Annotated in this window: 31 protein-coding genes and 1 tRNA gene; 17 read left to right on the top strand and 15 right to left on the bottom strand. The window is 59.9% G+C overall.

Annotation, left to right across the window (positions count from 1 at the left end; translation table 11 throughout):
• Window positions 1-13: 13 nt before the first annotated feature.
• From J4G38_RS04905 to umuD, 4 genes are all read right to left on the bottom strand, one after another.
• Window positions 14-202 carry a hypothetical protein gene (locus J4G38_RS04905; RefSeq protein ID WP_210514970.1) on the bottom strand — a complete coding sequence of 63 codons (189 nt, stop codon included), beginning with the start codon at window positions 200-202 and terminating at the stop codon, window positions 14-16.
• 137 nt (window positions 203-339) lie between these two features.
• Window positions 340-639, bottom strand: a complete 300-nt coding sequence (locus J4G38_RS04900; RefSeq protein ID WP_210514972.1) for a hypothetical protein — start codon at window positions 637-639, stop codon at window positions 340-342.
• A gap of 58 nt (window positions 640-697) precedes the next feature.
• Window positions 698-1,993, bottom strand: a complete 1,296-nt coding sequence (locus J4G38_RS04895; RefSeq protein WP_210514974.1) for a Y-family DNA polymerase — start codon at window positions 1,991-1,993, stop codon at window positions 698-700.
• Between the two features lie 108 nt (window positions 1,994-2,101).
• Window positions 2,102-2,575, bottom strand: a complete 474-nt coding sequence (umuD, locus tag J4G38_RS04890) for a translesion error-prone DNA polymerase V autoproteolytic subunit (protein WP_210514976.1) — start codon at window positions 2,573-2,575, stop codon at window positions 2,102-2,104.
• Window positions 2,576-2,900: 325 nt separating this feature from the next.
• Between umuD and J4G38_RS04885 the strand changes: the two genes are divergently transcribed.
• Entirely contained in the window at window positions 2,901-3,512 is a 612-nt protein-coding gene (locus tag J4G38_RS04885) for a type IV toxin-antitoxin system AbiEi family antitoxin domain-containing protein (protein ID WP_210514979.1), read from the top strand.
• 53 nt (window positions 3,513-3,565) lie between these two features.
• Here J4G38_RS04885 and J4G38_RS04880 read toward each other — a convergent pair whose 3' ends face one another.
• The 3 genes from J4G38_RS04880 to J4G38_RS04870 form a co-directional block, all read right to left on the bottom strand.
• Window positions 3,566-3,964 carry a M15 family metallopeptidase gene (locus tag J4G38_RS04880; RefSeq protein WP_226163161.1) on the bottom strand — a complete coding sequence of 133 codons (399 nt, stop codon included), beginning with the start codon at window positions 3,962-3,964 and terminating at the stop codon, window positions 3,566-3,568.
• A gap of 52 nt (window positions 3,965-4,016) precedes the next feature.
• Window positions 4,017-4,301 (bottom strand): hypothetical protein, encoded by a 285-nt coding sequence (locus tag J4G38_RS04875; protein ID WP_210514985.1) that lies wholly within the window; start codon window positions 4,299-4,301, stop codon window positions 4,017-4,019.
• A 1,073-nt stretch (window positions 4,302-5,374) separates the two neighbouring features.
• Window positions 5,375-5,734 carry an SLOG family protein gene (locus tag J4G38_RS04870; protein WP_210514988.1) on the bottom strand — a complete coding sequence of 120 codons (360 nt, stop codon included), beginning with the start codon at window positions 5,732-5,734 and terminating at the stop codon, window positions 5,375-5,377.
• 166 nt (window positions 5,735-5,900) lie between these two features.
• On the opposite strand from J4G38_RS04870, the gene J4G38_RS04865 reads away from it, so the two are divergent.
• The 8 genes from J4G38_RS04865 (at window position 5,901) to J4G38_RS04830 (ending at window position 9,370) form a co-directional block, all read left to right on the top strand.
• Window positions 5,901-6,224, top strand: coding sequence for a hypothetical protein (locus J4G38_RS04865; protein ID WP_210514990.1), 324 nt, complete (start codon window positions 5,901-5,903; stop codon window positions 6,222-6,224).
• Window positions 6,217-6,618, top strand: coding sequence for a hypothetical protein (locus J4G38_RS04860; RefSeq protein ID WP_210514993.1), 402 nt, complete (start codon window positions 6,217-6,219; stop codon window positions 6,616-6,618). The genes J4G38_RS04865 and J4G38_RS04860 overlap by 8 nt, the downstream gene beginning before the upstream one ends.
• A gap of 48 nt (window positions 6,619-6,666) precedes the next feature.
• Window positions 6,667-6,855 (top strand): hypothetical protein, encoded by a 189-nt coding sequence (locus tag J4G38_RS04855; protein ID WP_210514996.1) that lies wholly within the window; start codon window positions 6,667-6,669, stop codon window positions 6,853-6,855.
• A gap of 56 nt (window positions 6,856-6,911) precedes the next feature.
• The gene (locus J4G38_RS04850) at window positions 6,912-7,226 is read left to right on the top strand and encodes a DUF3846 domain-containing protein (protein WP_210514999.1); all 315 of its coding nucleotides are present in this window, start codon (window positions 6,912-6,914) and stop codon (window positions 7,224-7,226) included.
• A gap of 48 nt (window positions 7,227-7,274) precedes the next feature.
• A complete protein-coding gene (locus tag J4G38_RS04845) occupies window positions 7,275-7,430 on the top strand; it encodes a hypothetical protein (RefSeq protein WP_210515002.1) in 156 nt (51 codons plus the stop codon).
• A 74-nt stretch (window positions 7,431-7,504) separates the two neighbouring features.
• On the top strand, window positions 7,505-8,233 hold the full coding sequence (locus tag J4G38_RS04840; RefSeq protein WP_226163151.1) for a hypothetical protein: 729 nt from the start codon (window positions 7,505-7,507) through the stop codon (window positions 8,231-8,233).
• 85 nt (window positions 8,234-8,318) lie between these two features.
• Window positions 8,319-9,008 carry a PD-(D/E)XK nuclease-like domain-containing protein gene (locus tag J4G38_RS04835; RefSeq protein ID WP_210515005.1) on the top strand — a complete coding sequence of 230 codons (690 nt, stop codon included), beginning with the start codon at window positions 8,319-8,321 and terminating at the stop codon, window positions 9,006-9,008.
• Between the two features lie 41 nt (window positions 9,009-9,049).
• Entirely contained in the window at window positions 9,050-9,370 is a 321-nt protein-coding gene (locus J4G38_RS04830) for a YegP family protein (protein ID WP_210515007.1), read from the top strand.
• Between the two features lie 115 nt (window positions 9,371-9,485).
• Here the strand turns inward: J4G38_RS04830 and J4G38_RS04825 are convergent, their stop codons facing one another.
• Both J4G38_RS04825 and J4G38_RS04820 read right to left on the bottom strand, forming a co-directional pair.
• The gene (locus J4G38_RS04825) at window positions 9,486-10,265 is read right to left on the bottom strand and encodes an HNH endonuclease (RefSeq protein ID WP_210515009.1); all 780 of its coding nucleotides are present in this window, start codon (window positions 10,263-10,265) and stop codon (window positions 9,486-9,488) included.
• Between the two features lie 34 nt (window positions 10,266-10,299).
• Window positions 10,300-11,280 (bottom strand): GIY-YIG nuclease family protein, encoded by a 981-nt coding sequence (locus J4G38_RS04820; RefSeq protein ID WP_210515011.1) that lies wholly within the window; start codon window positions 11,278-11,280, stop codon window positions 10,300-10,302.
• Window positions 11,281-11,591: 311 nt separating this feature from the next.
• Between J4G38_RS04820 and J4G38_RS04815 the strand changes: the two genes are divergently transcribed.
• Entirely contained in the window at window positions 11,592-11,960 is a 369-nt protein-coding gene (locus J4G38_RS04815) for a hypothetical protein (RefSeq protein WP_210515014.1), read from the top strand.
• 51 nt (window positions 11,961-12,011) lie between these two features.
• Here J4G38_RS04815 and J4G38_RS04810 read toward each other — a convergent pair whose 3' ends face one another.
• The 4 genes from J4G38_RS04810 to J4G38_RS04795 form a co-directional block, all read right to left on the bottom strand.
• The gene (locus J4G38_RS04810) at window positions 12,012-12,236 is read right to left on the bottom strand and encodes a helix-turn-helix transcriptional regulator (RefSeq protein ID WP_210515017.1); all 225 of its coding nucleotides are present in this window, start codon (window positions 12,234-12,236) and stop codon (window positions 12,012-12,014) included.
• A gap of 160 nt (window positions 12,237-12,396) precedes the next feature.
• Window positions 12,397-12,828: a hypothetical protein gene (locus J4G38_RS04805; protein WP_210515018.1), complete on the bottom strand. Its 432-nt coding sequence runs from the start codon at window positions 12,826-12,828 to the stop codon at window positions 12,397-12,399.
• 70 nt (window positions 12,829-12,898) lie between these two features.
• Window positions 12,899-13,243, bottom strand: coding sequence for a hypothetical protein (locus J4G38_RS04800; RefSeq protein ID WP_210515021.1), 345 nt, complete (start codon window positions 13,241-13,243; stop codon window positions 12,899-12,901).
• A gap of 69 nt (window positions 13,244-13,312) precedes the next feature.
• The gene (locus J4G38_RS04795) at window positions 13,313-14,059 is read right to left on the bottom strand and encodes a hypothetical protein (protein WP_210515024.1); all 747 of its coding nucleotides are present in this window, start codon (window positions 14,057-14,059) and stop codon (window positions 13,313-13,315) included.
• Between the two features lie 150 nt (window positions 14,060-14,209).
• Between J4G38_RS04795 and J4G38_RS04790 the strand changes: the two genes are divergently transcribed.
• The 3 genes from J4G38_RS04790 to J4G38_RS04780 all read left to right on the top strand — a co-directional run bounded on the left by J4G38_RS04790 (window position 14,210) and on the right by J4G38_RS04780 (window position 16,486).
• Window positions 14,210-14,413 carry a hypothetical protein gene (locus J4G38_RS04790; protein ID WP_210515026.1) on the top strand — a complete coding sequence of 68 codons (204 nt, stop codon included), beginning with the start codon at window positions 14,210-14,212 and terminating at the stop codon, window positions 14,411-14,413.
• A 155-nt stretch (window positions 14,414-14,568) separates the two neighbouring features.
• On the top strand, window positions 14,569-15,615 hold the full coding sequence (locus tag J4G38_RS04785) for a type IV toxin-antitoxin system AbiEi family antitoxin (protein ID WP_210515029.1): 1,047 nt from the start codon (window positions 14,569-14,571) through the stop codon (window positions 15,613-15,615).
• Complete coding sequence (locus J4G38_RS04780) at window positions 15,587-16,486, top strand: nucleotidyl transferase AbiEii/AbiGii toxin family protein (protein ID WP_210515031.1); 900 nt, start codon at window positions 15,587-15,589, stop codon at window positions 16,484-16,486. The genes J4G38_RS04785 and J4G38_RS04780 overlap by 29 nt, the downstream gene beginning before the upstream one ends.
• A gap of 90 nt (window positions 16,487-16,576) precedes the next feature.
• Here J4G38_RS04780 and J4G38_RS04775 read toward each other — a convergent pair whose 3' ends face one another.
• Window positions 16,577-17,887, bottom strand: coding sequence for a site-specific integrase (locus J4G38_RS04775; RefSeq protein WP_210515034.1), 1,311 nt, complete (start codon window positions 17,885-17,887; stop codon window positions 16,577-16,579).
• 177 nt (window positions 17,888-18,064) lie between these two features.
• Window positions 18,065-18,138: transfer RNA gene (locus J4G38_RS04770), tRNA-Asp, on the bottom strand.
• Window positions 18,139-18,434: 296 nt separating this feature from the next.
• On the opposite strand from J4G38_RS04770, the gene J4G38_RS04765 reads away from it, so the two are divergent.
• The 4 genes from J4G38_RS04765 (at window position 18,435) to J4G38_RS04750 (ending at window position 21,905) form a co-directional block, all read left to right on the top strand.
• Window positions 18,435-19,382: an acetyl-CoA carboxylase carboxyltransferase subunit alpha gene (locus J4G38_RS04765; protein WP_210515036.1), complete on the top strand. Its 948-nt coding sequence runs from the start codon at window positions 18,435-18,437 to the stop codon at window positions 19,380-19,382.
• A gap of 113 nt (window positions 19,383-19,495) precedes the next feature.
• Window positions 19,496-20,344 carry an MBL fold metallo-hydrolase gene (locus tag J4G38_RS04760; protein ID WP_210515039.1) on the top strand — a complete coding sequence of 283 codons (849 nt, stop codon included), beginning with the start codon at window positions 19,496-19,498 and terminating at the stop codon, window positions 20,342-20,344.
• Between the two features lie 106 nt (window positions 20,345-20,450).
• A complete protein-coding gene (locus J4G38_RS04755; RefSeq protein ID WP_210515041.1) occupies window positions 20,451-21,215 on the top strand; it encodes a patatin-like phospholipase family protein in 765 nt (254 codons plus the stop codon).
• A 117-nt stretch (window positions 21,216-21,332) separates the two neighbouring features.
• Window positions 21,333-21,905 (top strand): 1-acyl-sn-glycerol-3-phosphate acyltransferase, encoded by a 573-nt coding sequence (locus tag J4G38_RS04750; protein WP_210515045.1) that lies wholly within the window; start codon window positions 21,333-21,335, stop codon window positions 21,903-21,905.
• Window positions 21,906-21,973: the final 68 nt, after the last annotated feature.

Genomic DNA, 21,973 nt, shown 5'->3' with positions numbered 1-21,973 from the left:
CAAGTGGAGACGGTTACAGCAAGGGCGTGGCCCCAGTCTCCATAGCCGCAGCAGCCAATAAGTTGCGCAACCGCTCTTCATCAACTCTGATGCCTTCCACCCGTGCTGAACCCACGGCATTGCGCACCAGCATTTCCCGAAGCTCGATGCTGTCCTTTAGGTGCGGGTAACAGTCTACAATTCGTTTGCCTGTAGCTTTCATAAGCGGTAGGTTTTCTGCATTTCTACGATAAAGCACGCAAAATCCACATTCCAGGCCACTTCAACCATAGCTTAGGCAAGGATGCAAAAGGGGCATTGCGCTGCCCATGCCATGGTCATTTGACAATAGGATAAGCCTCACGCTACTTCCTGCGCCCATTCCCACTCTTCGTCTTCCTCATTCGCTCGCGCCAGCGCTATTCGCACCACCGCGGCTAGGCTCATCAACCCCACTGACGCTGCTTCGGTCGGCCGCTGTCGCTGAAACAGCCGCACCAGGTATTCCACCAGCATGGCCGGAGCCGGCCGCTGGTCCAGCAACTCCGGCAGCCCGGCTCGCCACTCCCAGGAAGCGCCCGGTCGGGTAACCACCAATTCCCGCACGACTCCTGGCGTGCTCTCCACCCGCATTCCCAGCAACATTATCAAGTTTGCCATTTCGTTTCTGTAAAAACTGCCCAAATAATTTGATTCCTCATTCAGGGGCGGCAAGCGCTTAACACCGCACCTGCCACAGCTCGCCCCATTTTGTTGTAAACGCCGGGCTCTTGGCCCCGCGCCGCATTCCCCAGGGCTCGGGCCGGCCGGCCGTACCCACCGCCGTTCCCACCCGCACCGCTCCCGCGCCAAACTTGCCGTTCAGTGCATCCAGGGTGCCCATTAGCTTGGCCCGAGCCGGCGTCCGGGCCACTTCCGCAAATAGCGACGCCTGTTGGTCAGCCCCGGCCCGTTCCAGTCCATCTAGCATCATGCCCGCCTTGACGTACCGCAGGCCCGGCCGCCAAATCCGCTCCAACCCGCGCCGCGCCCAGCTCGTTAGCGTCAGGGTGTCATCCGTGGCCGTGGGCAGCGTCAGCTGCGTCGAAAACGAGTAGGGGGGCGGCACATTGCCATACCGGCTGGTTTCAATGAATACCGTCAGCATCCGCGCTGCCATGCCCTGCGCCCGCAGCTTCTCCCCGGCCCGCGCCGCGTGGGTGGCAACCGCGCCGGTCACGTCCTCCATCCGCGTCAGCACCTGACCAAACGAGCGCGAACAGCACATCGACTTGCGCGCCTCATCCTCCACTGTCACCCCCGAGCACGGAAACCCCCGCAGCTCGTGCAACATCCGCGCGCCCACCACGCCGCCCAGGTTCTTGCGGGCCCAGGCATCGCCCACGCCCGCCAGCTGCGCGGCCGTGCGGATGCCCGCCGTGTATAGCTTGGCCGCCGACCGGTACCCCACGCCCCATACGTCTTCCACGGCCACCCGCGCCAGGGCCTCCCGCCGCTGCTCCTCATCATCGAGCACCAGCACGCCCGACCCCACTTTGGCCAGACTATCTACCTTGGCCAGCCGGTTGGCAAGCTTGGCCAGCGTCTTGGTCGGGGCTACGCCCACGCACACCGGAATACCGGTGCGCTGCCGCACGGCCCCGCGCACGTCGCCGGCCCAGCCCGCCAGATTATAATGCCGCTGCATGCCGTGCAAATCCAGAAAGGCCTCATCCACCGAGTAGATTTCCACCGCTGGCGCCACCTGCTGTAAATACCACATCACGCGCCGGCTCATGTCCCCGTACAGCTCATAGTTCGAGGAGCAGGCCACCCCGCCGCGCTGCTCAAACTCCGCCTTCACCTGGAAGTAGGGGACTCCCATTTTCAGCCCCAATGCCTTGGCTTCCTGCGACCGGGCCACCACGCACCCGTCATTATTGGAGAGCACTACCACCGGCCGGCCCTCCAGCTCGGGCCGGAACACCCGCTCGCAGGAAGCGTAGAAATTATTACAGTCGACCAGGCCAAACATACGGCAGTAGGGTAGTGGGCTCACTTCTTGAGGAAGGGGCCAGGTTAAACGCCAGGAAGTGAATTGCTCTTTGCCTAAGAAGCCAGGGGCTCCGCAGAGCCTAAAAAACTATTGGGGCCGCACGTAGCTCAGTCCCCGTCTGCCCTCCGTCACCAGAGGATGCAACACCAACACCACCACCCCGAAAATTCTCAAATCATCCGCATTACGCACTACTATTGGCTGATAAGCCGGATTCTCCGCTACCAACGCCACCGAATCAATCCGCTTCGACAACCGCTTGACCGTGTATTCCCCCTCCACGCAGGCCACCACAATGTCTCCGTCTTGCGCCTGCATGCTGCGGTCCACCGCCAGTACGTCGCCATCGTGGATGCCCGCGCCTGTCATGCTTTCGCCGTGGGCCCGCGCCAGGTATGAAGCGTCCGGATGCCGCAGCATCAACCGGTTCAAATCCACCAACTCCGATTCATAGTCGGCGGCTGGTGAAGGGAAGCCGCACGACAGCAACAGATTCACCATCGGTAATGGATGCGCTGAAAGCAGGGGATAGGCTTTACCCAATAGAATAACTTGGTCCATGTGGTAGTGGGTTAGGGGTGTTGAATATTGTAGACTGCTAATGCACTTTAGTTGCTTAGCAGTCGCAATTATACGGCTTGACTAACAAATTTAGTTTGATATTGCTAAATTTTATGTCAAACATAGTTTTAACAATTTGACCAATAGCATAATAAAATTTAGTATACAGTCCCCGTAGTACTATGGCTCTTTACCCCAAAGCTGGCGGCTATGGCGCCCCAAACGCTGACTGTACAAACCTGCTTGGCATTGTTAACAGGAGAAGCAGAGCTTGTAATTCATGCGTTTCATTTCAAATAGCTGTTATTTTTAACAACTTTTTGAAATGACTTACCTCACCGTCCGTTCCCGCTTCGCCAACCAGGGCCTCGTATCCACCCATGAGTTACGCAAGGCCTTTCCCGGATTCGACAAGCGCCGCCTGGTCGAGTGGCAGGCCCGCGGCCATCTTCAGCGCGTCATCAACCGCTGGTACCGCTTCACCGAAACGCCCGTCGACGAGCCCCTGCTTTGGTTCACCGCCAACCGCATCTACCAACCCGCCTACCTGTCGCTGGAAACGGCTTTTTCCTACCACGGCCTCATTCCCGAAGGCGTACACACGCTCACTTCCGTGAGTTCGCGCAAAACCCAGGAGTACCACACGCCCATCGGCACATTCCGCTACCAGCACTTGCTGCCGCGCCTATTCTTCGGCTACGAGGTGTTGCGTCCGAGCGGCAACTGGCCCGTGCTCATGGCCGACCTCGAAAAAGCCCTGCTAGATTACTGCTACCTGCACCCCGAACTCCGCACCGCCGCCGACTTCGCCGCCCTGCGTCTGAACACTGCCGTGCTGCGCGACAAGCTCAACCCCGCCCGTCTCGCCGACTACCAAACCCTGTTCGCTCACCAGCGCCTCAACCTACGCATCAAGGCGCTGCTTTCTGTACTGTAGCGCGTATAAAACGAAACGAGCGGACCACTTGGCCCGCTCGTTTCGTTCTTCCCCTACACCTCGAAGTGCGGCCGGTCCTTAAACCCCGGCCAGTCGCCGCCCCAATGCACCCGCGCATCGGCCGCCTTCATCAGCCGCGCAAACTTGCCCAGCAGCAGCCCCGACCACGACACCGACCCATCGGCCAGTAGAAAGGCCACGTCCAGCGCCCGACTCGGGAGCGTGTTATGCTTCGACTCGCCGCCGCGCTTGTAGGTCACCACCGGCCCCGGCGCATTTCGCCCGTGCGTGTACAGCTCATCCTGCCGTTCCGGCGACCGGTACCCTTCGCTCACAAAGGGCAGTCCCAGCACCATTAACACCGGGTCACCCATCCAACGACGCAACGCTACCTGATAGGCTTCCACCAGCTCCGTCCGCACCTGCGATAGTCGCGTGGCCTGCCGCAGCATTTGAGCCACATTGAGCCGCGGCGGTGGGAGCGGTAGCAACGCCGCTGGTTTGCTATTCAAGTCCGTTGCCATTGCTCTGGTCGCTTTGATGGGCAGCCTTGTCCACGGGTACCACTTCCACCGGCACCCTCACCACTTCCTCGGGCCGCTGCAGTGCCTTGCGTACCGTAGCCCAAATGGTTACCAGCGCCACCAGCGCCTGAATTATCAGGTGCCCATAGTTCTCAATTTTTGTCGGGTCGGGCGGTATCAATTCGTGACTAGCCACCTGTCCCAGGAAGGCCGTCGTACCAATGTGCGCCAAGTGCCCGGCTTTCGTGCTGCTGAAGAAATGCATGATGTATATAATAGTTGTTGGTCAGTATTGATATTACAAACTTACACCTTATAGACAATTTTGGTTGCATAGTATGTAGCATCTTGTTATGGTCGTATTAATTGAACTTTAACAATTGACTTATTTTTGTGAGCTGTTGATTCGAAGCAGTTGGGCGGCCCCCGGCCCTTCGCTCCGCTACGGGCCGGGGCCAGGCTGTCCAGGGGTGCGCTGACGCTCCCGTGCTGCGCACCGCTCCCGTTGGTCGCGCCCTTCCCATCCTTGCCGCATACCCCCGACGCTTCAGCTTCTCAGCGCAACCTCGTCCTACGCTCCGGCCCACCTCATTTCACTTCCTACGCCAACGCGGCGCACCGTTCATCGCTCCTAGCGTCACTCTTCACTAGGCTTGCTATGGCTCCGGTCGCTGCATTCGGCCGGCCTGCGCTACCGAAAACCCACCGCACCCGCCCGCCTCAATTCCGCTGCGTCGGCTGCGCCATGCTCCGCCGACTTCGCTCCATTCGCCCGGCTCTCCCCACGCTCGATACTTCAGCTACAGGGCCCTGCCACCCGCCGCCTAGCTTACCCACCACCTGCCTGGCGCGTCAGGTCGCAGTCCCCCGATACTCCCGCGACAGCCCCTAACGCCAGCCCACCCCGCGGCCCGCTTTCCGCTGGTCAGCCAGCCGCCCCACCGCCAACCCACCGCACCGCTGCCAGGCCGCGCCAGGCCAGGAAAAGGCCACACGCCGCCCGTCAGCACCCTCTTAATTCGGTTGCAGGCCGCAGGCCGAAAAAGCCTGCCACCCGCGAGTAAAGCTTGCGTTCAAGCCACGCAGGCAGAAGCAAGGCCCGCTTCGCGGAGGGTTTTATTGGGGAAAGCCCCAAACCCCTGCCATCATGCCCTGGCTAACGCCCGGTCATCCTCCTCGGCTTCCGCCGCCCGAAAAGGGCCGCTAACGCCTCATAAGGCCGGCTCCGCCGAGTATCCATTGGGGGTCTTAGGCCGCCCCCCAAACCCCCTAGCCAAGGCATCCAGCTTGTTTGGGCAGGTTGCCCGTGCCCGCTGGCTCCGGCCCGCCGGCTCCGGCTCAGTCCAGGGGCAGCAGTTCCACCGGGCGGCCCAGGCGTCGGGCAGCTTTCAGCGTGCTCAGCGTGCCCTTGCTCTGGCCATCCCACACCACCAGCACCAGCGCGGCCCGCTTCACTATTTCGGCATTGCGCACATGGGTAGCAGCCGTGGGGCCGTGGGCGGCATAGTCGGGCCGCAGCTCGGTCAGCGGCACCCCGTGGGCTCTGGCCCAGTTGGCCGCCAGGGCATCCGCGCCGGCCGCGCCCCCGCTCACCACTTCCGCCGGCTCCAGTTCGGCCAGCCGCCGCACCAGGGCGGCGCAGCTTCTCACGCCCCGGCTACCTACCACTGCCACTGTTATTTTATTGTGCTTTTCCATGTTTAAAGATAGGCAAATATTGCTTGCCATCAAAGGTATTTTTATTAAAGTTTAGTTTGCAAATACAAATTATTGTTGTATCTTTAGGGTGTAGTCGGGAAGGACCTAGCTACTCGCCCACCCGGAGGCCTACGGCGCGGGCACCCCACGGCTAACACATACAGCCATGCTCCCCAATCAACTTTTGCAGCTTGCTGCCGCCGCCTGGAAAGGCCCCGCCCTCTGCCCGTTCGCCGGCATTTGGGTATCACAGTCCGCCGCCACTTATGACCAGGGCGGTACCTCCTGGTACATCAGCCTCAAGCTGGCCGAGCAGCCCGCCGAAGGGCAGCCCCGCCCGGACTTCAAAGGCAGCGGCAAGTGCCCGTTTCACGCCTTGCGCGAGGCCTTCCGCTCCATGCGGGCCATGTACCCCGGTTATGCGTTCGGGGCCGTGTGGGAGGTTATCAAGGCCGAGGATGAGTTTGCCGGCGTGCTGGCTCATGCTTAGCCTCGTTCTAGCCCCAGCCGCGCCCGTAGTGGGCGCGGCTGTTGGCCAAGTCGCTATCAAAATGGCTGCCCTGCAGGCCACCCTGGACCGGCTAGCGGCCAAGTACCCGCCCCGCCCCTTGGTAGTTCCCCCGCCGGCTCCCATCGACCCGGCCGCCGTTGCTGCCCGTCATATGCTGGCCCGTGCCCACTCCGCCATGTTCGATGCCCGCGCCGCCAAGTACGCGCTGCGCAATGATTACCGTCCCCAGGCTGGCCGCTTCGCTCAGCTACGCGCCGTCATCACCCGCTACCAGCAGGCCCGCGCCGCTTACGCAACCGCTGCTGCCGCTTTCCACGCCAGCTCCGCCGGTGCCGCTTTGCAGGCCGCCCGCGCCAAGTACCTCCGCTTTTAGCCATTCGGCCCGCGCCCGCCCGGCGCGGGCCCTAAAGCCCCGCTTTTCATGCAGTACGAACCAACCGAGGCCGAGCTAAACGGCCTCAGCAGCGACGAAATGGCAGCTGACGAAGCCCAGGCCGCCTTCTGCGAGCAGCAAACCGAGTGGGAACGCCAGGCCCACTACCACCACGAGCAAGAGGGGTGGGAGGATGGCGAATACGAGCAGATGATGTTCGAAGTCGAGGGATTCTAACTCAATAATTCACCAGGGGCCGCCAAGCCGGGCGGCTCCACCAAACCCGCCCCGTCATGCCAAAAAACGCTACAACATACCAGCCTCAATTACTTGACCCGCACAGCGCCCAGCCGCAGCCGGTCAGCCCCGCCAACGGCTGCAGCTTCAAGCTGGCCGAATTGTACCAGCTGCTCGATTGCCGTCTGGTCGATGTGGTGCGCCTCACGCCAGAGTTGATTTTGATAATCGACGACGAAGGCAAGTTCCGCCACCCGGCCTACCTCAATCTGCTGGCTACCTACCTCTGGTACCAGCACCAGCCCGAGGCGCGGGGCCAGGATTCCATCGTGGGCCGCGCCATTCTGTGCCACGATAAGCAATTCAAATAGTTCACTAGGGGTCGGCATCGGCTGGCCCCACTTTACCCTTCATTTTCCATGAAAACCAATCTATTCCAAGCCTACGGCTACGAAAAGGACAGCCGCTCCAAAGTCGCCGTGCTCCTAACTGAACGCTCCGTCAGCCTGATAAAAGCAAAGGCACTATTCCGCAAATACTACGTGCTGACCTCGTCCGTCACGGAGGCCAAATAACACCTGATACGGCGTAGTGGCCGGCCGCCAACTTGCCCCACCTTTTTCATTTCCAACCCCAACTATTTCCCATCATGTCCACCAAAGTAAAAGCCCAGCGCAGCGCCACCACCGAAGCCGGTGCCGCATCCACCACCGCCCCCGAGGCCCCCGTATTCACCCTCAGCGGCCCCATTACGGCCGTGCCCGCCTACCTCACCGAGAAAGCCGACGAGGCCACCGGCGAAGTCGTGCAGGTGTCGCGCTTCCGCTATCTGCCCGGCCACCCGCGCCAGGTGCGTTTCGATGCCAAGGCCGGCCAGTTCAACATCGGCGGCACCGTGCCGCTTGGCAACTCGCTTTCCTTCATTCCGCTGGCTTGGCGCGTGTTCCAGGACGACATCCTGAACATGGGCCGCAAGCTGTGGGCCGAGCTGTTTTTTGCCGACGAGAAAGGTGCCATTTGCGCCGTGCTCTTCCACGGCTACAGCGTCGAAAACCTGTACCGCCTCATCGAGCCGCTTTTCTACGACGACCTGACCCTGGCCGACGTGGTAGTAAAGGTGACCGCCGAGAAGAAGCAAACCACCAAGGACGGCAAGACGGCCACCTACTACATCGCCCAGTTCAGCTACGAAGCCGCCGACGCGGCCGAAGTAGCCGCCCGCCGCGACTTCGCCCGCGACTTCCCCATCTGGCGCGCCGAAACCTACACCGGCAACGCCGACCTGCGCATCCAGCACGCTTACACCGCGCCCGCCGAGGACGACACCAAGGACCCGGAGCCAGCAGCCGAGCAAGTACCCCTGCCCATCGCTGCCTAGCGGCAGCACCCGCCGGCCGCCCGTCCTGTCCAGGGCCGGGCGGCCCCAGCGAGCTACTTCCTCATCCCTTAATATCCGCAGCCTCATGTTTCACTCCCTCATCAATCACCCCGACCTGACCCAGGCCCAGCACCGCGCTTTACCCTACGTCAGCAATACCGACCTGTCCAATCTAAAGGCTGTGCTGCTCGGTAAGCCCAACACCCCCAACCCCGTGGCCCTGGCCTATGGCTCCCACTTTCACACCGCCGTGCTGGAGCCACCGCATTACGTCCGCACTGAGGAGCGCGGCATACGGTGGGCCGACCTGGAAACCCTGGCCCGCCAGGTGCGCCGCCAACGCTACTGCCGTGACCTGCTTTACCGGGGCCACGCCGAACAGTCCTATACCGCCATCCACACCGCCACCGGAGTAGGAGTGAAGCTGCGCCCTGACTTGTTAGTGCGCAGCCGCGCCGGCCGCCAGCTCACGCTTATCGACTTCAAAACTACCAGCAGCCCCGACCAGGCCCACTTCCTGACCACCATCGAGAAATACGACTACGACCGCCAGGCCGCCCTTTACCTCGATGTGCTCGGTGCCACGCGCTTTCTCATCATCGGCGTGCAGAAAAAGGCCCCGCACGAAGTGTGGCGTGTTGAACTAACGGCCATGCTCGGACTCATCGAGCAGGGCCGCAAAAAGTACGCGGCGCTGCTGCGCCACCACGCCCGGCAAGCCGCCGGCTTGTCTATTCCCCTCACCGTACCCGCGCCGTTGGCGCAGGCCGCCTAAATTGCTGCCAGTCATTTCACCACACTCTTATCTTGCTCACTATGGCAACCTTCCAAATCTTCCAAAGCAGCGGCCAGTATTGGTACCACCTGCGTGCCGACAACGGCGAAATCGTCCAATCCAGCGAAGGGTACACCACCAAGGCCAGCTGCCAGAACGGCATCCGGTCGGTGCAGGCCAATTGCCAGCCGCAGCACTTCGAATCATTTTTTAACGCCGGCCAGTATGGCTTCAACCACGTCGCTGCCAACGGTGAAATCATCGGCCGCAGCGAGAAGTACACCACTGCCCAATCTCGCGACCACGGCATCCAGGTTGTACTACAGGATGCGCCAACTGCTCGCATCGAAGACCTGAGCTAGCCTTATTGGTGCAACAAGTCAAAGCCCCGTTGGCCAATAGCTGACGGGGCTTTGACTTGTCTAAAAATGATACCGAGCAGCATAGGTTGAATTTTGCAACAGCTTGTTGCAAAAATTACGGCTGCCATTTGCTGCGGTGCCAGTCTAGAAACGCAGGGTCCGGTAGAAACCGCCGCCGCGCCGGCAGCCGCAGCGCCTGCCCATGGTATTGTCCCAACAGTTCCCCCACCGCCTGCGCATCCGGCCGGTTACCTTGTCGCACGGTCGGTGCTACCTCAATCACGTAGTCGTCGGGCCGGATGGTAAACAGCCCCAACTCAAAAGCCCGGTCATGCAGCGCATTTAGCGCCAATCCATTGCGCGGATTCAGTCGATTGGCCACGTCAACCGCCCAGGGCTTGATATGGCCCGCCACCAGTAGCGCCGGCACGTTCAGCCCCGTAATGCAGCAGGTATTGTCATACGCGGCCATCACTGTCCTTCGGAAAAACTGCTGATTCACCCGCACGTTCACCAGCTGCTCCCTCACCCGGCCCACTGGCACCGGTGGCAGTGGCTCGTATTCGGCCGCCACATCTTCCAGCGTGAGATGCTGCGCTTCCGCCAACAGCTGCTCACTTTCCAGCGCCCGCCCCGCCCAGTCGGCGTAAAATTCCTGCCAAACCTGCCGGTCCAGGTGGCTGGCATTGCTCATGCCCGCCCGGTCCAGGCTCGGGTCGAGGCTAGCGAAGTTCACCAGCTTCAGCGCCACCGAGCTCGGCGTACGGTCAATCAGTCCTGATAGCTTAATAATGGCCGGGTTGCCCTTATGCAGCTGCCCAAAGGTGAGCTTGCAGTACAAGTTGATGGCCAGCAGCAGCTCATCCCGGGTCCAGAGGCGTTGGCCTTGTTTCATAGTATAGAATCACAATACAGTTATGCCCAGCTGACTAGCCCCGCACTACATCCGCCACTAGGTCGAAGCAATGATAGGGGGAGTAAACCGTACCGCCTCGCCGCATCAGCCGCAGGTTCATCTCGCGGATGCTCTTCCTTAAAGTGGGCTCCCGCTCCAGCGCTGTTTGCAATGCTTCGAGCGAACGAAAATGAATCACGAACTGGTCGACGCCGGCGGCGCGGTAGTCCGATGCTGCAATCACCCGGGCGTAGGCCTTCTGAAAACGGTGCTTTTCGGTAGCTGTAGGGAACATGCTGCCAGACACAATCGTGAAGACAAAAGGCTCCTGGCTCTTCTTTTCTACCCCCGCCACGAGCACCTCCATGCCGTTCACGTTCAGGCTGCAGAAACGCGGGTAGGTAGCCTTATTGGTTGAGGGAAGGCAGCTCAGCGCCCAAAAAGCCTGCTCCGTTTTCTTATAGGCTGGCAGTCCCCGCTGAATATAAGCCCGTAACAAACTGCGCAGCTGTGGATAATGGCGGTGCTGCTCCAGTTGCAGGAAGTTCTGTCGATACTTCACCTTCGCCCGTTCCTCCACGGCCTGGCTAAGGTCTATGCCGTCGTTGGTCAGCTCGCTGCCCGTCTCTACCCAAGTCTGCTGCTCAGCAGGGCTAACAAGGAGGTCCAAGTCAGTTTCTCCAACCACGTTCGTCACAAACGTTTTGTTCGTCAGCAGCAGGCCGGCCTGCTCCGCCTGCCGAATCAACTGCTGTTCCACCGAGTCCAGCTGCAACTTGGTTACCCGCTGAAACCAGTAGTGTGCGATGGTATCGTAATTCTTCCGGTGCTGCGCAAAACGCCGTACGGCATCCACCGCCTGACCTATGTAGTAGGTGCCGTCGCTGAATTGTAGCAGGTAAATTCCGCATCGATTTCTTGACTTGGGAAATAAGTCTGCAATAGAAACCCGCCCCAGCACCTCATGCCCAGCTGCTTCCTTAAAACCTAGCTCATCAATAATTTGCAAACTCATAATTAGGTAAATAAGGGTGCTAATAATCCCTCGATAAACTATATGGCGTCCTTTCTATGAGAGGGTGTTTCATTCCTTTTCAGGCAATGTAGCAACTTACTGTCCTGTCTCACCACTGCTTCCCACGATATCAAAAGAACTGCCCAATTAACAACTACTGTTAAACGCTGTGCCTCAGAATCTCCAACTAGTGGTTGGAGATTCTGAGACTCCACCCTACAAACCTGTGATTTGACAATGCTGACTGGTTCCAATTAATTGGTAATCAAAGTGCAGTGAATTGCCTTTCGCTCCTCTAAACCCGTTCAACTATGCTCCCTGAAATCATACTTACCTTCAGTGAACACCAACAGGATGAGCTGAAGGAGGCAATCCAGCGTGAAATCACGCAACAGGTCACCACCATCCTGTCCCATCTGCCACTCCCCGAGGTTATGTTTTCCTGCCCACAGGCCGCCAAACTGCTTGTCCTCCATCCCGAAACGCTGCGCGATTATCTAAAGCTGCCCGCCGGCCATCCCCGCCGCCTGCGCTACGTGGATTGTACTGGTAGCCCCCGCGGCTACCGCATCACGGCGGCCGAACTGCTATCCTGGCAGCAACGCAACCACGCCGACACCCTGCTCGAATCCTTTTTTATAAAGGTCGCTGAGCGCCGCGCCCGTCGAAACCGACGTTAATTCCAAGCATATCACTTCATCGTCCTCTCTTTTACAGGTGTCTGATGGCTTTCACATCTCGTCTGTCCAGTGTGACCTATCTGCCGGTACCGGTGCCAATACGTGGCCAAATAAGTTGAGAATAAGGTTGACTTTGTCCAGCTGCAGGGTAGCTTTCCCCTGTTCTAATTCCCGCACAAACCGCAGGCCAACGCCTGCTTTGGCAGCCATATCAGGTTGGGTAAGCCGAAGCATTTTCCGTCGCTGTTTTACAAATTGCGCAATGCTTTCAGTCATATGAATAATAAGGCCACAGGCGGGGGTATCAACTATATATGTACCCGAACGGGTGTAAATGTATGCTTTCGGTGACGTTCTATACCCGTCAGGGTATAAAAAAGGCCAGCCCCTGTCAAACAGGAGCTGGCCTTTTTGTTTTTAGCTGTTGATAAAGCCTTTAAGCCTCAAATACTTCTGAAGCTGCTGGTGCCTCATCCGCCACAATCACTGTTTTCGGAGCCACTTCTTTGTCTCTGACCTGCTTCATTTGAGCCGCCGGCGTAATCGGCGTACCGGTCACCAGCTCCCCAAACAGCGGGTTAGCCGGAAGGGGCTGCCCACCGTTGCCGTCCGGTATCTGGTTGAAGATAACCGCTTCCTCGCCGGGCGTGCTCTGCGCCAGATGGTCTTCCAGCACTTCCTGCCCGCTATTGGCGTGCAGCGCCTGCGTGAGCAACGTGTAGGTGCTCACGTCCACGCCGTAAATCTGGTTGAGCTCGTTCATCTGCATGGCCGCATCCTCGGCCGAGCCGATGGCATCCGACAAGAGTTTGGTGTAGCGCCGGGCTTTTGCATCGGCTTTCGCCCGCAGGCTGATGGCGCGCTTCATGCGCCGCTTAAATTGAGTTTGATAGGCCGTAAGTGCCATAATGAGTTAGAAATTAGAAGTTAGAAAAGAGTTAGTCCAAGTCCGCATTGGGCGGAAACATGGCATCGCCCGCGTCAACGGGCAGGTTCACAAACACCGCGTCCGGGGCCCCGCCCAGACTCGCAGTGGCAATCTGGTCCAGGGCCGCCGCCGTGCCGGCCAGTCGATAGCCGTCCACCAGGTCGGTGCGCAGGCTCATACCGGTCCCGTACAGCGTGTTAATCCGTCCGATGTGGTCGGCAGCCGTTTCCCCCTGCGTGAGCGCCGTAATCAGGCGTGCCACCAGATGACGGGCCCGCCGGTCGGCCTTCGCCCGCAAGGCCAGCGCTTTCTTCATGCGCCGCTTGTATTGCAATTGGTACCCGGTCAGTGGCATGATGGGGAAGGGGAGAGGTGAAAAGAAAAACGGCCAACCGCTACCGGTCGGCCGTTTCGTTCCCGTGGCTTAGGCCACGTACTCAATGGCCAGCGGGTTGGTGCTGTTGTTATTGAGCGGGTAGAACTTGCCGTTCACCTGCTGGTAGAAGTTGATGCCCACCACGCCCACTACCAGGTTGGCCGCGGGCGGCGCAGCCGGGAAGCTGGCTGCCACCACCTGGTTCACCAGGGCCACGCTGTTCACCGCCAGAATGCCCAGCGGAGCGGCCACTACGGCGTTGGTGAAGGTCAGCGTCTCCATATCCAGCGAGGAAGCCGCGAACACCACTTCAAAGTGCGTCGTGCCCTGCGGAGCGGCGATGTCCGAAGCCGGATTCAGCGCCGGAATGCTCAGCGTCACGTCTGCGGCGTCGCCCGTCACCTGGAAGGGGAAGTACATCGTCTGACCGATGCCCGCGCCGGCGTTGAAGTTGAAGCCGAGCAGCGGAGCCGAGTTCGAAGAGTCGAACACGCGCTGGCCCCGGTCATTCGTATCGTCCAGGCCGATGACTTCCCGCATCAGCTTGGTGAGGCGCGAAGCCACGCGGCTATCGCTGGCCGAGGCAATGGCCACGCGCAACGAGTCGCGCAGCACCTTGCTGTACTTGGCCGCCTGGCCAAATTCCGCCGTGTTTTCACGCGTCCGGGCCATGCTGGCCGCCGTCATGTACTTGGCTTTGTTGGAAGCCGGCTTCTGCCGGATGCTTCCGTCCTTGGCAAACACGAGGCCCCCGACGGTGCCCTGAATGCCCAAAATACCGGTCTGTTGTGCCATAAGAAAAAAGAGTTGATAAAAATGGTGATTGTATTTGCCGCTTAATCCACTTATGTGGCCCTGCGCTCAATGGTGAACCAAAATTCATCTACTATTTTTGTCTAACCAAGTGCCGCGCCCACACTAGCCCGGTTTGCGCCCGCTCACCCCATGCCGCGTATCTGCATCTATCCCAAAGACGTGGCCCAGCTCACCGGCCGCAGCTACGACGCCGCCAAGCGCCTGGTCCGCCGTGCCCGTGAGGCCGCCGGCAAGCCGGCCGGTGCCCTGGTATCCGTGCGCGACTTCTGCCAGCACACCGGCCTCGATGAAACCGAGGTTTCCCGCGCCCTTAACGGAACCTCCACCCGGTGACCAACCGGGGCTCGCCCGTACTTCGCCCATAGCTGGCCCGAGGCTGCCCTTTCTTTCGCCGTCTGCCGCCGGCATTTCTCTTATCCAACTTCCTTGCTTTCTGCCGGAGTGTTCAGTATTTTTGAGTGTTCACAAATGCTGAACACCAATAAAAAATGAACATGCTGCCCGAGCAAACCTTTACCGTCAGCACCATCGACCGGGCCACCTATGCCCTGGAGCAGTTGATTGGGCAACCCGTCCGGCTAGACCACCAGCACCCGAATGTGCCCGGTAGCCCGCTCCACGGCGCGGATGGGCAGCTGCTGATTGGCCAGAATGCCTTTTTGGTGGATGTGAAAGCCGCCTTGCATCTCAAAACCCTGGGCCTGCTAAAGGCTTCGGTGCGGCCAGGCCAGCTGCCCCGGGTGGTCGTGAGCCCGTACATCTCGCCTGCCATTGGGCAGGCGCTGCAGCAGCAGGGCGTGTATTACCTCGATACCGTGGGCAATGCGTACCTGCAGTCGGCCGACCCCGCCTTGCTGATTCTGATTCAGGGGAAGCGGCCACCCGCTGCCGAGCGCGGCGAAACCCGGCGCGCCTTCCGGCGCACGGGGCTGCGGTTGCTCTACCACCTGCTCAACCGGCCCGAGCTGCTGCAAGCCCCGTACCGGACGCTGGCCGATGAGGCGAGCCTGGCCCTGGGGTCGGTCAGTGCCGTGCTGGCCGATTTGCGCCAGCTAGGGCTGCTGCGCGAGGAGGGTGACCACCGGCGCTGGCTGGATGCCCCGCAGGTGCTGCGGCGTTGGGTGGAAGGCTACGGCGAAACCGTGCGGCCCAAGCTGCTGCCCCACCGCTACCGCTGGCTGGACGCCGACACCAGCCGAAACGGCTGGCAGGAGGTGCCATTAGGCATCGACTCGTGGTGGGGCGGCGAGCCGGCCGCTCACCTGCTGCTCGATGGCTACCTGCTGCCGGAGTACTTCACGCTCTACAGCACCGCCAGCCGCGGCGAGCTCATGCGCAGGTTCCGGCTGGTGCCCGACGAGAGCGGCAAAGTAGAAGTGCTGATGCCCTTTGAAACAACCTCCTTTCAGCACCGGCCCCAGAGCCGGGCCGTAAGCCCGCTGCTTGCTTATGCTGACCTTCTCCTAACAACCGACCCGCGCAACCACGAGGTGGCCAAGCTGCTGCATGAGCAATATCTTTCACATCTCGCCTGAGCGCCTGCAGCCGGCGGGTATGAGTGCCGCCATGGCCGCGCTGCAGCGCGGTTTTGCACACTTTGGCATTGACTTTTACGTAGTAGGAGCGGTGGCGCGGGACATCTGGATGAGCCAAGTGTACCACGCCCCGGAACGGCGCATGACCAAGGATTTAGACTTGGCCGTCTTCATCAACAACACGGCCGAGTACGAAACCCTGCTGGCCTGGCTTATCGCGCACGAAAACTTTACGCAAACCCGGCACAGCGCCTTCTGCCTGCACTACCACGCCCCCGGCAGCTCCGGCAGCGTGCCCGTGGACCTGATGCCCTTCGGGGCCATTGCCGACGAAGCCGGCGACGTCTACCTGACCGGTCGGGGCATGGAGCGCATCTCCACGGTGGGGTTCTCGGAAGTGCTGGCCGAGGCGGCCACCCTCACGACCGAAGCCGGCGAAGCGTGGCGGGTTGTCACCCTCCCGGGCATCGCCGTGCTCAAGCTCATCGCCTGGCAGGACCGCCCCGAGAAGCGGGGCAAGGATGCCACCGACGTGTGGAATCTGGTGGAGGGCTATTTTAACCTCATTGCGGACGACATCTATACCGAGCACCTGGACTTGTTCGACGAGAACGAAACGGCCACGGCCACCAACTTTATGCTGCTGGTGGGTGCGCGGGTCCTGGGCCGGCAAATGGGGCAGCTGCTAGCGGCCGGCCCCGTGCAAGTGCGGGTGTTAGCGCTGCTTGCCGACCAACTGGCGCTGGGCGAGCGCAGCCCGTTGGCAAAGGTGCTGAGTCAGCAGGGAGCTGCGCTCACTACCTGCCTGCAGGTGCTCACCGCGCTGCATACCGGGCTGACCGACGAATGGCCGCCCGCCCAATCCTCCTGAGTCGCTGAACAGCGACAGCCCTCCGTAGAAAAGAAAGCCCGGCCTGGTACTATCCAAGCCGGGCTTTTCTGTAAATAGCTGCCGCCCAGCTTACGCCACCGCCGCTTCAATCACGCACACCGGATTGGGGGCCGCCGCCGGCACGGGTGTTGCGCCCCCATCCCATATCCGCCGCATTTCCTGGTGCTGAAAGTCCTCCACCACTTTAGCATAGAGCATCGTGGTTTGAATCTTGGCGTGGCCCAGCACCTTCTGCAGCACCGCCACTGGCAGCCCGCGCATCAGCGAGAGCACCGCGAACGTATGCCGAGCCGTGTGCATGCTCACCAGCTCATGCTTGGGCTGCTGCCGCTTCACCACCTTGCCTTCCTCGATGGTCACTACTTCCACCATCTCCCGCAACCCCGCCAACTGCGCGATACGCTTCAGGTAGCGATTCATCACCTGGTTACTGTAGGCCGGCAATAGTTGGGCCCGCGTCCCTTCGTACTTGTCGAGCAGGGCTGCCGCCGGCGGCGTGAGGTAAATGCTGACCGCCGTGCGCGTCTTGGTCTGCGTCAGCCGCAGGATGCGGCTCCCGTCCCAGGTTTGCACGTTGGCCGTGCTCAAGGCCGATAAATCCGAGTGCCGCAATCCGGTATAGCAGCAGAATAAGAAAGCATCCCGCGTGGCCACCAGCGAAGAGGGGAGCATGGCTTTTTCCAGCAAGGCCAGCTCCGCAGCGCTCAAGTAGACCTTTTCCACGTCGGTCCACTTGATTTTCATTTCTCGGGGTTCCACGGCCACCGGCATCCGTCGGTCTTCGCGCACATATCGCAGAAAGGCTTTCACATGCTTCACCGTCTTGCACACTGTGTTTTGCGCCAGTTTCCGCGTCCCGCGCAGGTAGGCTAGAAACTTGTCGTGGGTAGCCAGGTCGTAATCCCCAAGCTGCAGCCGCTTCTTCAGCGACTTCTCTAGCCCTTTCAGGTGGGTGAGGGTAGAAGCCACCGATACCAACGACTGCGCGAGGTTGCCCCGAGCCAGCAGCGCCGCCTGGTAGTCCGCGTAGAGGTCGGTCAGCCAGAATACCAGCACCTCTGCTTCGGCCACCGGCTTAGCCACCACCGGCGGCGCTAACACAGCCTTCAATACCTCGGGCGTGATAACTGTGCCGGCGGCGCGCAGCTGCCGGTAGTGGGCGTGCAACCGGTCGCACAACGACTGTAAATACTCGTTGGCTTCCTGCGCCCCGGAAAAGCTGCGCCGGAATTGGTTGCGCTCCGGGTGCCACTCCGTGGCCAGGCAGCGCTCCCGCGTGGCGAAGCGCAGCCGCTGGTTGTCGAAGTAAGCCCGTAGGTGGATGGTGCAGCGCCCCGCGGCGTCCGGGCGGTCAGTCCGCCGTTCAAACGTAATGGTCATCGGAAAAAGGGTTTAGTGGGAGAGATGCTTTTGGGGCCGCCACTGGGGGCGGCAGTGGGGGCGCATATGCTCCTAAACCGGGCTTTATTTCCGAAACCAACCAAAAACAAAAACCCCTAAAAACCGCTTCTGAGAACAGATATGCGACTTTTAGGGGTTTCCGTATGCAAACGGTAGCGGTCTGGACGGGACTCGAACCCGCGACCTCCGCCGTGACAGGGCGGCATTCTAACCAACTGAACTACCAAACCGTTTGCTGAGGGGAAAACCGTGTGTTTTTCCGTTTTGGTGATGCAAAGGTAGGGGATAAAAATTGCGTCCTGCAAGCCAGGGGCTAATATTTTTGCCAATTCAGCGCTTTTTGAAAGCTTTAAGGTTGTTTTTCAGGACGATTAATTTTTGCACGGCACCGCAACGGTGGATGTTTTACCTTTGCCACCCGCTTTCCTGGCGGCAATCGGCGGAGCAGGTCCCGGGTTTGAGCCTCTTCCAGATTTCGCTGTCCCATATTTCCCTTTCCTACTCCACGCAAATCCCTCCGCAGCTCATGCTCCTCGACTTTGAACAACCCATTGCCGCCCTCGAAGGCAAACTCCTCGAAATGCAGAAACTCGCCGCCGACAGCGACGTAGAAGTAGGCCAAGCCGTGGCGGCGCTGGAAAAGCGCATCAAAGACCTAAAAAAGGAAACCTACGCCAACCTGACGCGTTGGCAACGGGTGCAACTCTCGCGCCACCCCGACCGGCCCCAAATGCTGGATTACCTTGGGGGCATGGTTGACAAGTTTGTGGAACTGCACGGCGACCGCACGGTTGGTGATGATAAGGCAATGGTGGGCGGCTTGGGCGAACTCGACGGTCACACGGTCATGTTTATTGGTCAGCAAAAGGGGCACAATACAAAGGAGCGCCAATTTCGCAATTTCGGCATGGCTAACCCTGAGGGTTACCGCAAGGCCCTGCGCCTGATGAAATTAGCGGAAAAGTTTAATATACCCATAGTGACCTTGATTGATACCATGGGCGCTTTTCCGGGCCTTGAGGCTGAGGAGCGCGGGCAGGGCGAGGCCATTGCCCGAAATCTCAAGGAGATGTTTATGCTCAAGGTGCCGGTTATGTGTGTCATCATCGGCGAGGGGGCGAGCGGCGGGGCTTTGGGTATTGCTATCGGCGACCGAGTGCTGATGTTGGAAAATACCTGGTATTCGGTGATTTCACCGGAGTCGTGCAGCAGCATTTTGTGGCGTACCTGGGATTATAAGGAGCAGGCGGCCGAGGCGCTCAAACTCACGGCTACCGACATGAAGAATGCCGGTTTGGTTGATGGCATTGTGAAAGAGCCGCTGGGCGGCGCGCATACCGCGCCCGAATTGATGATTGAAACCCTGAAAAACACGTTGCTGAAGACGCTGAAGGAACTGGCTGCCATCTCGGTGGAAGACCGGATTTCGCAGCGAATTGATAAGTTCTCGGCGATGGGCGTAGTGGTGGAGTAGTCATTTAACAGTTATCAATTAACATTTAACCAGCATTGAATCGATTCGATAGGTGCTGAAAAATGCGAATTGGCAGCGTGTTAAATGTTAATTGATAACTGTTAAATGAGAAGATGACCATTCATACCATTGACACCGGATTGTTCAAACTCGACGGCGGCGCTATGTTTGGCGTGGTGCCCAAGAGCATGTGGCAAAAGCTAAACCCGCCCGATGCCAACAACATGTGCACCTGGGCCATGCGCTGCCTGTTGGTTGAGGATGGAGGCCGGCTGCTGCTGATTGACAACGGCATTGGCGAGAAGCAGGATGAGAAGTTTCGGGGCCATTTTTACCTGCACGGCGACGACACGCTGGACAAATCACTGCGCAAGCTGGGCTTTACCAGTGCCGATATTACCGATGTTTTTTTGACGCATCTGCACTTCGACCATTGCGGGGGCTCGGTGCAGCGCCGGCCCGATGGCGTACTGCAACTGGCGTTTCCGAATGCGACGTATTGGAGCAATGAGGCGCATTGGGAGTGGGCCGTGACGCCCAATCCGCGCGAAAAAGCCAGCTTTTTGAGAGAGAACATTTTGCCGATTCAGGAGAGCGGACGTTTGAAGTTTATCGACCTGCAGGCCGGTGTGCCCGATGCGTTGCCGCAATTCAGCGAAATTATTCTGGCCGATGGGCATACCGAGAAAATGATGGTGCCGGTGATGCACTATAAAGGCCGCACGCTGGCATTTATGGCCGATTTGCTGCCCAGCGCCGCTCACGTTCCGCTTCCTTACGTGATGAGCTACGACGTGCGCCCGCTCCTGACCATGCCCGAAAAAGAAGCCGTGCTGCGCCGCGCCGCCGACGAAAACTGGGTGCTGCTGCTGGAGCACGACCCCACCAACGAAGCCTGTACCGTGCAACTCACCGATAAGGGCATCCGCCTGGACCAGACGCTGCGCCTGGCCGATTTGTAGGGCTGCGCATGGTTGTTCGGCTTGGTTTTGCGTAAGGTGCTGCGGCAGGGTATTGGCTGGCGATGCCAGAAAAATGCGTCAGGTTGATTAAATAACGAACAACACCATGGCCCAACTGGGTTTGGCTTTATCCGGGGGCGGCGCACGCGGAATTGCGCATTTGGGTGTGCTGGCGGCGCTCGAAGAACTGCAATTGCCGGTGGCACAGCTGGCGGGCGTTAGCTCGGGGGCCATTGCCAGCGTGTTTTACGCCGCAGGCTTTGCGCCCCGCGAGATTCTGCGGCTGCTGCTGGGCACCAACGTGTTCCGGCTCACGCGGCCGGCGTTCAGCCGCTTTGGGCTGCTGCACCTGGATGCGGTGGAGCAGCTGCTGGCCCGGCACTTGGGCAGCACGGTCAACTTTGAGGACCTCAGCCGGCCGCTGACGCTGGTGGCCACCGATTTGATGGCGGGCGAGTCGGTGTATTTTAGCTCGGGGCTGCTGCTGCCGCCGCTGCTGGCTTCATCGGCCGTGCCCATCATCTATCGGCCGGTGGAGTACCAGGGCCGGCAATTGGTGGATGGCGGGCTGCTCAATAACCTGCCCGTGGAGCCCTTGCTCGGCCAGCCCGACTTGCGCGTGGTGGGCGTGCACTGCAACCCCATCAACCGCGAGGCCCGGATTCCCAATTTCCGCCGCCTCATCGAGCGCACCCTGCACCTGGCCATCAACGCCAACACGGCGGCCCGCAAAAGCCAGTGCCACCTGCTGCTGGAGCCGCCCGAGCTGCGCCACTACCGCCCCCTGAGCTACAAGCGCGGGCCGGAGCTTTTCGAAATCGGCTACCGCTACACCATGGGTCAGGCCGCGGCCTTGCAGGCGCTGATGTAGATAAAAGCGCCAGATTGGGGCCAATTGCCCATCTTTGCACTCAACCCGAGCTTCGCGTAAGAATTGCTTTGCTCGAAAGCTGCAAACTAATTCCTCACTTCACCAGCTCACTGCCTGATGCCCGCCCGCAAAACATCTACTTTCTGGTATTACATGGCCAGGCTCGTTTTTGGAGTGGCCGGCTGGAAACTGGGCGAGATTCGTAACCCGGAAATCAAAAAAAGTGTGATGATTGCGGCCCCGCACACCAGCAACTGGGACCTCATCATCGCCCGGGCCGCCTTCTATCTCATGGATGTGGATGTGCGCTTCACCGTGAAAAAAGAATGGACCGAAAACTGGGCGCTGGGCTGGCTGGTGAAAGCCATTGGCGCGCTGCCCGTGGACCGCAGCCGCAATAACAGCCTTGTGGATGGCATGGTGAAGCTTTTCAACGAACACGACGAATTGGTCATCCTCATCACCCCGGAGGGCACGCGGGCTTTCCAGCCGCGCTGGCGCAAGGGCTACTACTTTGCGGCCCTGAACGCGCATGTGCCCATTCGGCTGGGGTATCTGGACTACGCCCGGAAAGAGGCCGGCATTGGCGAGGCAGTCTATCCAACGGGCGATTACGAAGCGGACGAGGCCAAAATCAAAGCCTTTTACCGCACCAAAACCGGGCGCTTCCCCGAAAAAGGCGTGCGGTGAGACGGTGGACGCCTTCGGCTTGATGAAGAATGAAGAATTAGCCAAGTGGGCTCAACATTCCTCATTCC

The organism is Hymenobacter terricola (assembly GCF_017921975.2).
Classification (GTDB): domain Bacteria; phylum Bacteroidota; class Bacteroidia; order Cytophagales; family Hymenobacteraceae; genus Hymenobacter; species Hymenobacter terricola.
The sequence above is the reverse complement of the archived record's forward strand: the minus strand, read 5'-3'. Positions and strand labels throughout refer to the sequence as shown.

Excerpts from the sequence above, each read along its gene's own strand:
- J4G38_RS04750 (WP_210515045.1), top strand. The coding sequence starts at position 21,333 with ATGCCCGCCCGCAAAACATCTACTTTCTGGTATTACATGGCCAGGCTC.
- J4G38_RS04905 (WP_210514970.1), bottom strand. The coding sequence starts at position 202 with ATGAAAGCTACAGGCAAACGAATTGTAGACTGTTACCCGCACCTAAAG.
- J4G38_RS04810 (WP_210515017.1), bottom strand. The coding sequence starts at position 12,236 with ATGACTGAAAGCATTGCGCAATTTGTAAAACAGCGACGGAAAATGCTT.
- J4G38_RS04900 (WP_210514972.1), bottom strand. The coding sequence starts at position 639 with ATGGCAAACTTGATAATGTTGCTGGGAATGCGGGTGGAGAGCACGCCA.
- J4G38_RS04785 (WP_210515029.1), top strand. The coding sequence starts at position 14,569 with ATGAACATGCTGCCCGAGCAAACCTTTACCGTCAGCACCATCGACCGG.
- J4G38_RS04815 (WP_210515014.1), top strand. The coding sequence starts at position 11,592 with ATGCTCCCTGAAATCATACTTACCTTCAGTGAACACCAACAGGATGAG.
- J4G38_RS04850 (WP_210514999.1), top strand. The coding sequence starts at position 6,912 with ATGCCAAAAAACGCTACAACATACCAGCCTCAATTACTTGACCCGCAC.
- J4G38_RS04855 (WP_210514996.1), top strand. The coding sequence starts at position 6,667 with ATGCAGTACGAACCAACCGAGGCCGAGCTAAACGGCCTCAGCAGCGAC.
- J4G38_RS04775 (WP_210515034.1), bottom strand. The coding sequence starts at position 17,887 with ATGACCATTACGTTTGAACGGCGGACTGACCGCCCGGACGCCGCGGGG.
- umuD (WP_210514976.1), bottom strand. The coding sequence starts at position 2,575 with ATGGACCAAGTTATTCTATTGGGTAAAGCCTATCCCCTGCTTTCAGCG.
- J4G38_RS04875 (WP_210514985.1), bottom strand. The coding sequence starts at position 4,301 with ATGCATTTCTTCAGCAGCACGAAAGCCGGGCACTTGGCGCACATTGGT.
- J4G38_RS04840 (WP_226163151.1), top strand. The coding sequence starts at position 7,505 with ATGTCCACCAAAGTAAAAGCCCAGCGCAGCGCCACCACCGAAGCCGGT.
- J4G38_RS04765 (WP_210515036.1), top strand. The coding sequence starts at position 18,435 with ATGCTCCTCGACTTTGAACAACCCATTGCCGCCCTCGAAGGCAAACTC.
- J4G38_RS04820 (WP_210515011.1), bottom strand. The coding sequence starts at position 11,280 with ATGAGTTTGCAAATTATTGATGAGCTAGGTTTTAAGGAAGCAGCTGGG.
- J4G38_RS04865 (WP_210514990.1), top strand. The coding sequence starts at position 5,901 with ATGCTCCCCAATCAACTTTTGCAGCTTGCTGCCGCCGCCTGGAAAGGC.
- J4G38_RS04800 (WP_210515021.1), bottom strand. The coding sequence starts at position 13,243 with ATGCCACTGACCGGGTACCAATTGCAATACAAGCGGCGCATGAAGAAA.
- J4G38_RS04825 (WP_210515009.1), bottom strand. The coding sequence starts at position 10,265 with ATGAAACAAGGCCAACGCCTCTGGACCCGGGATGAGCTGCTGCTGGCC.
- J4G38_RS04870 (WP_210514988.1), bottom strand. The coding sequence starts at position 5,734 with ATGGAAAAGCACAATAAAATAACAGTGGCAGTGGTAGGTAGCCGGGGC.
- J4G38_RS04885 (WP_210514979.1), top strand. The coding sequence starts at position 2,901 with ATGACTTACCTCACCGTCCGTTCCCGCTTCGCCAACCAGGGCCTCGTA.
- J4G38_RS04760 (WP_210515039.1), top strand. The coding sequence starts at position 19,496 with ATGACCATTCATACCATTGACACCGGATTGTTCAAACTCGACGGCGGC.
- J4G38_RS04805 (WP_210515018.1), bottom strand. The coding sequence starts at position 12,828 with ATGAAGCGCGCCATCAGCCTGCGGGCGAAAGCCGATGCAAAAGCCCGG.
- J4G38_RS04895 (WP_210514974.1), bottom strand. The coding sequence starts at position 1,993 with ATGTTTGGCCTGGTCGACTGTAATAATTTCTACGCTTCCTGCGAGCGG.
- J4G38_RS04835 (WP_210515005.1), top strand. The coding sequence starts at position 8,319 with ATGTTTCACTCCCTCATCAATCACCCCGACCTGACCCAGGCCCAGCAC.
- J4G38_RS04860 (WP_210514993.1), top strand. The coding sequence starts at position 6,217 with ATGCTTAGCCTCGTTCTAGCCCCAGCCGCGCCCGTAGTGGGCGCGGCT.
- J4G38_RS04845 (WP_210515002.1), top strand. The coding sequence starts at position 7,275 with ATGAAAACCAATCTATTCCAAGCCTACGGCTACGAAAAGGACAGCCGC.
- J4G38_RS04795 (WP_210515024.1), bottom strand. The coding sequence starts at position 14,059 with ATGGCACAACAGACCGGTATTTTGGGCATTCAGGGCACCGTCGGGGGC.
- J4G38_RS04755 (WP_210515041.1), top strand. The coding sequence starts at position 20,451 with ATGGCCCAACTGGGTTTGGCTTTATCCGGGGGCGGCGCACGCGGAATT.
- J4G38_RS04830 (WP_210515007.1), top strand. The coding sequence starts at position 9,050 with ATGGCAACCTTCCAAATCTTCCAAAGCAGCGGCCAGTATTGGTACCAC.
- J4G38_RS04790 (WP_210515026.1), top strand. The coding sequence starts at position 14,210 with ATGCCGCGTATCTGCATCTATCCCAAAGACGTGGCCCAGCTCACCGGC.
- J4G38_RS04880 (WP_226163161.1), bottom strand. The coding sequence starts at position 3,964 with ATGCTGCGGCAGGCCACGCGACTATCGCAGGTGCGGACGGAGCTGGTG.
- J4G38_RS04780 (WP_210515031.1), top strand. The coding sequence starts at position 15,587 with ATGAGCAATATCTTTCACATCTCGCCTGAGCGCCTGCAGCCGGCGGGT.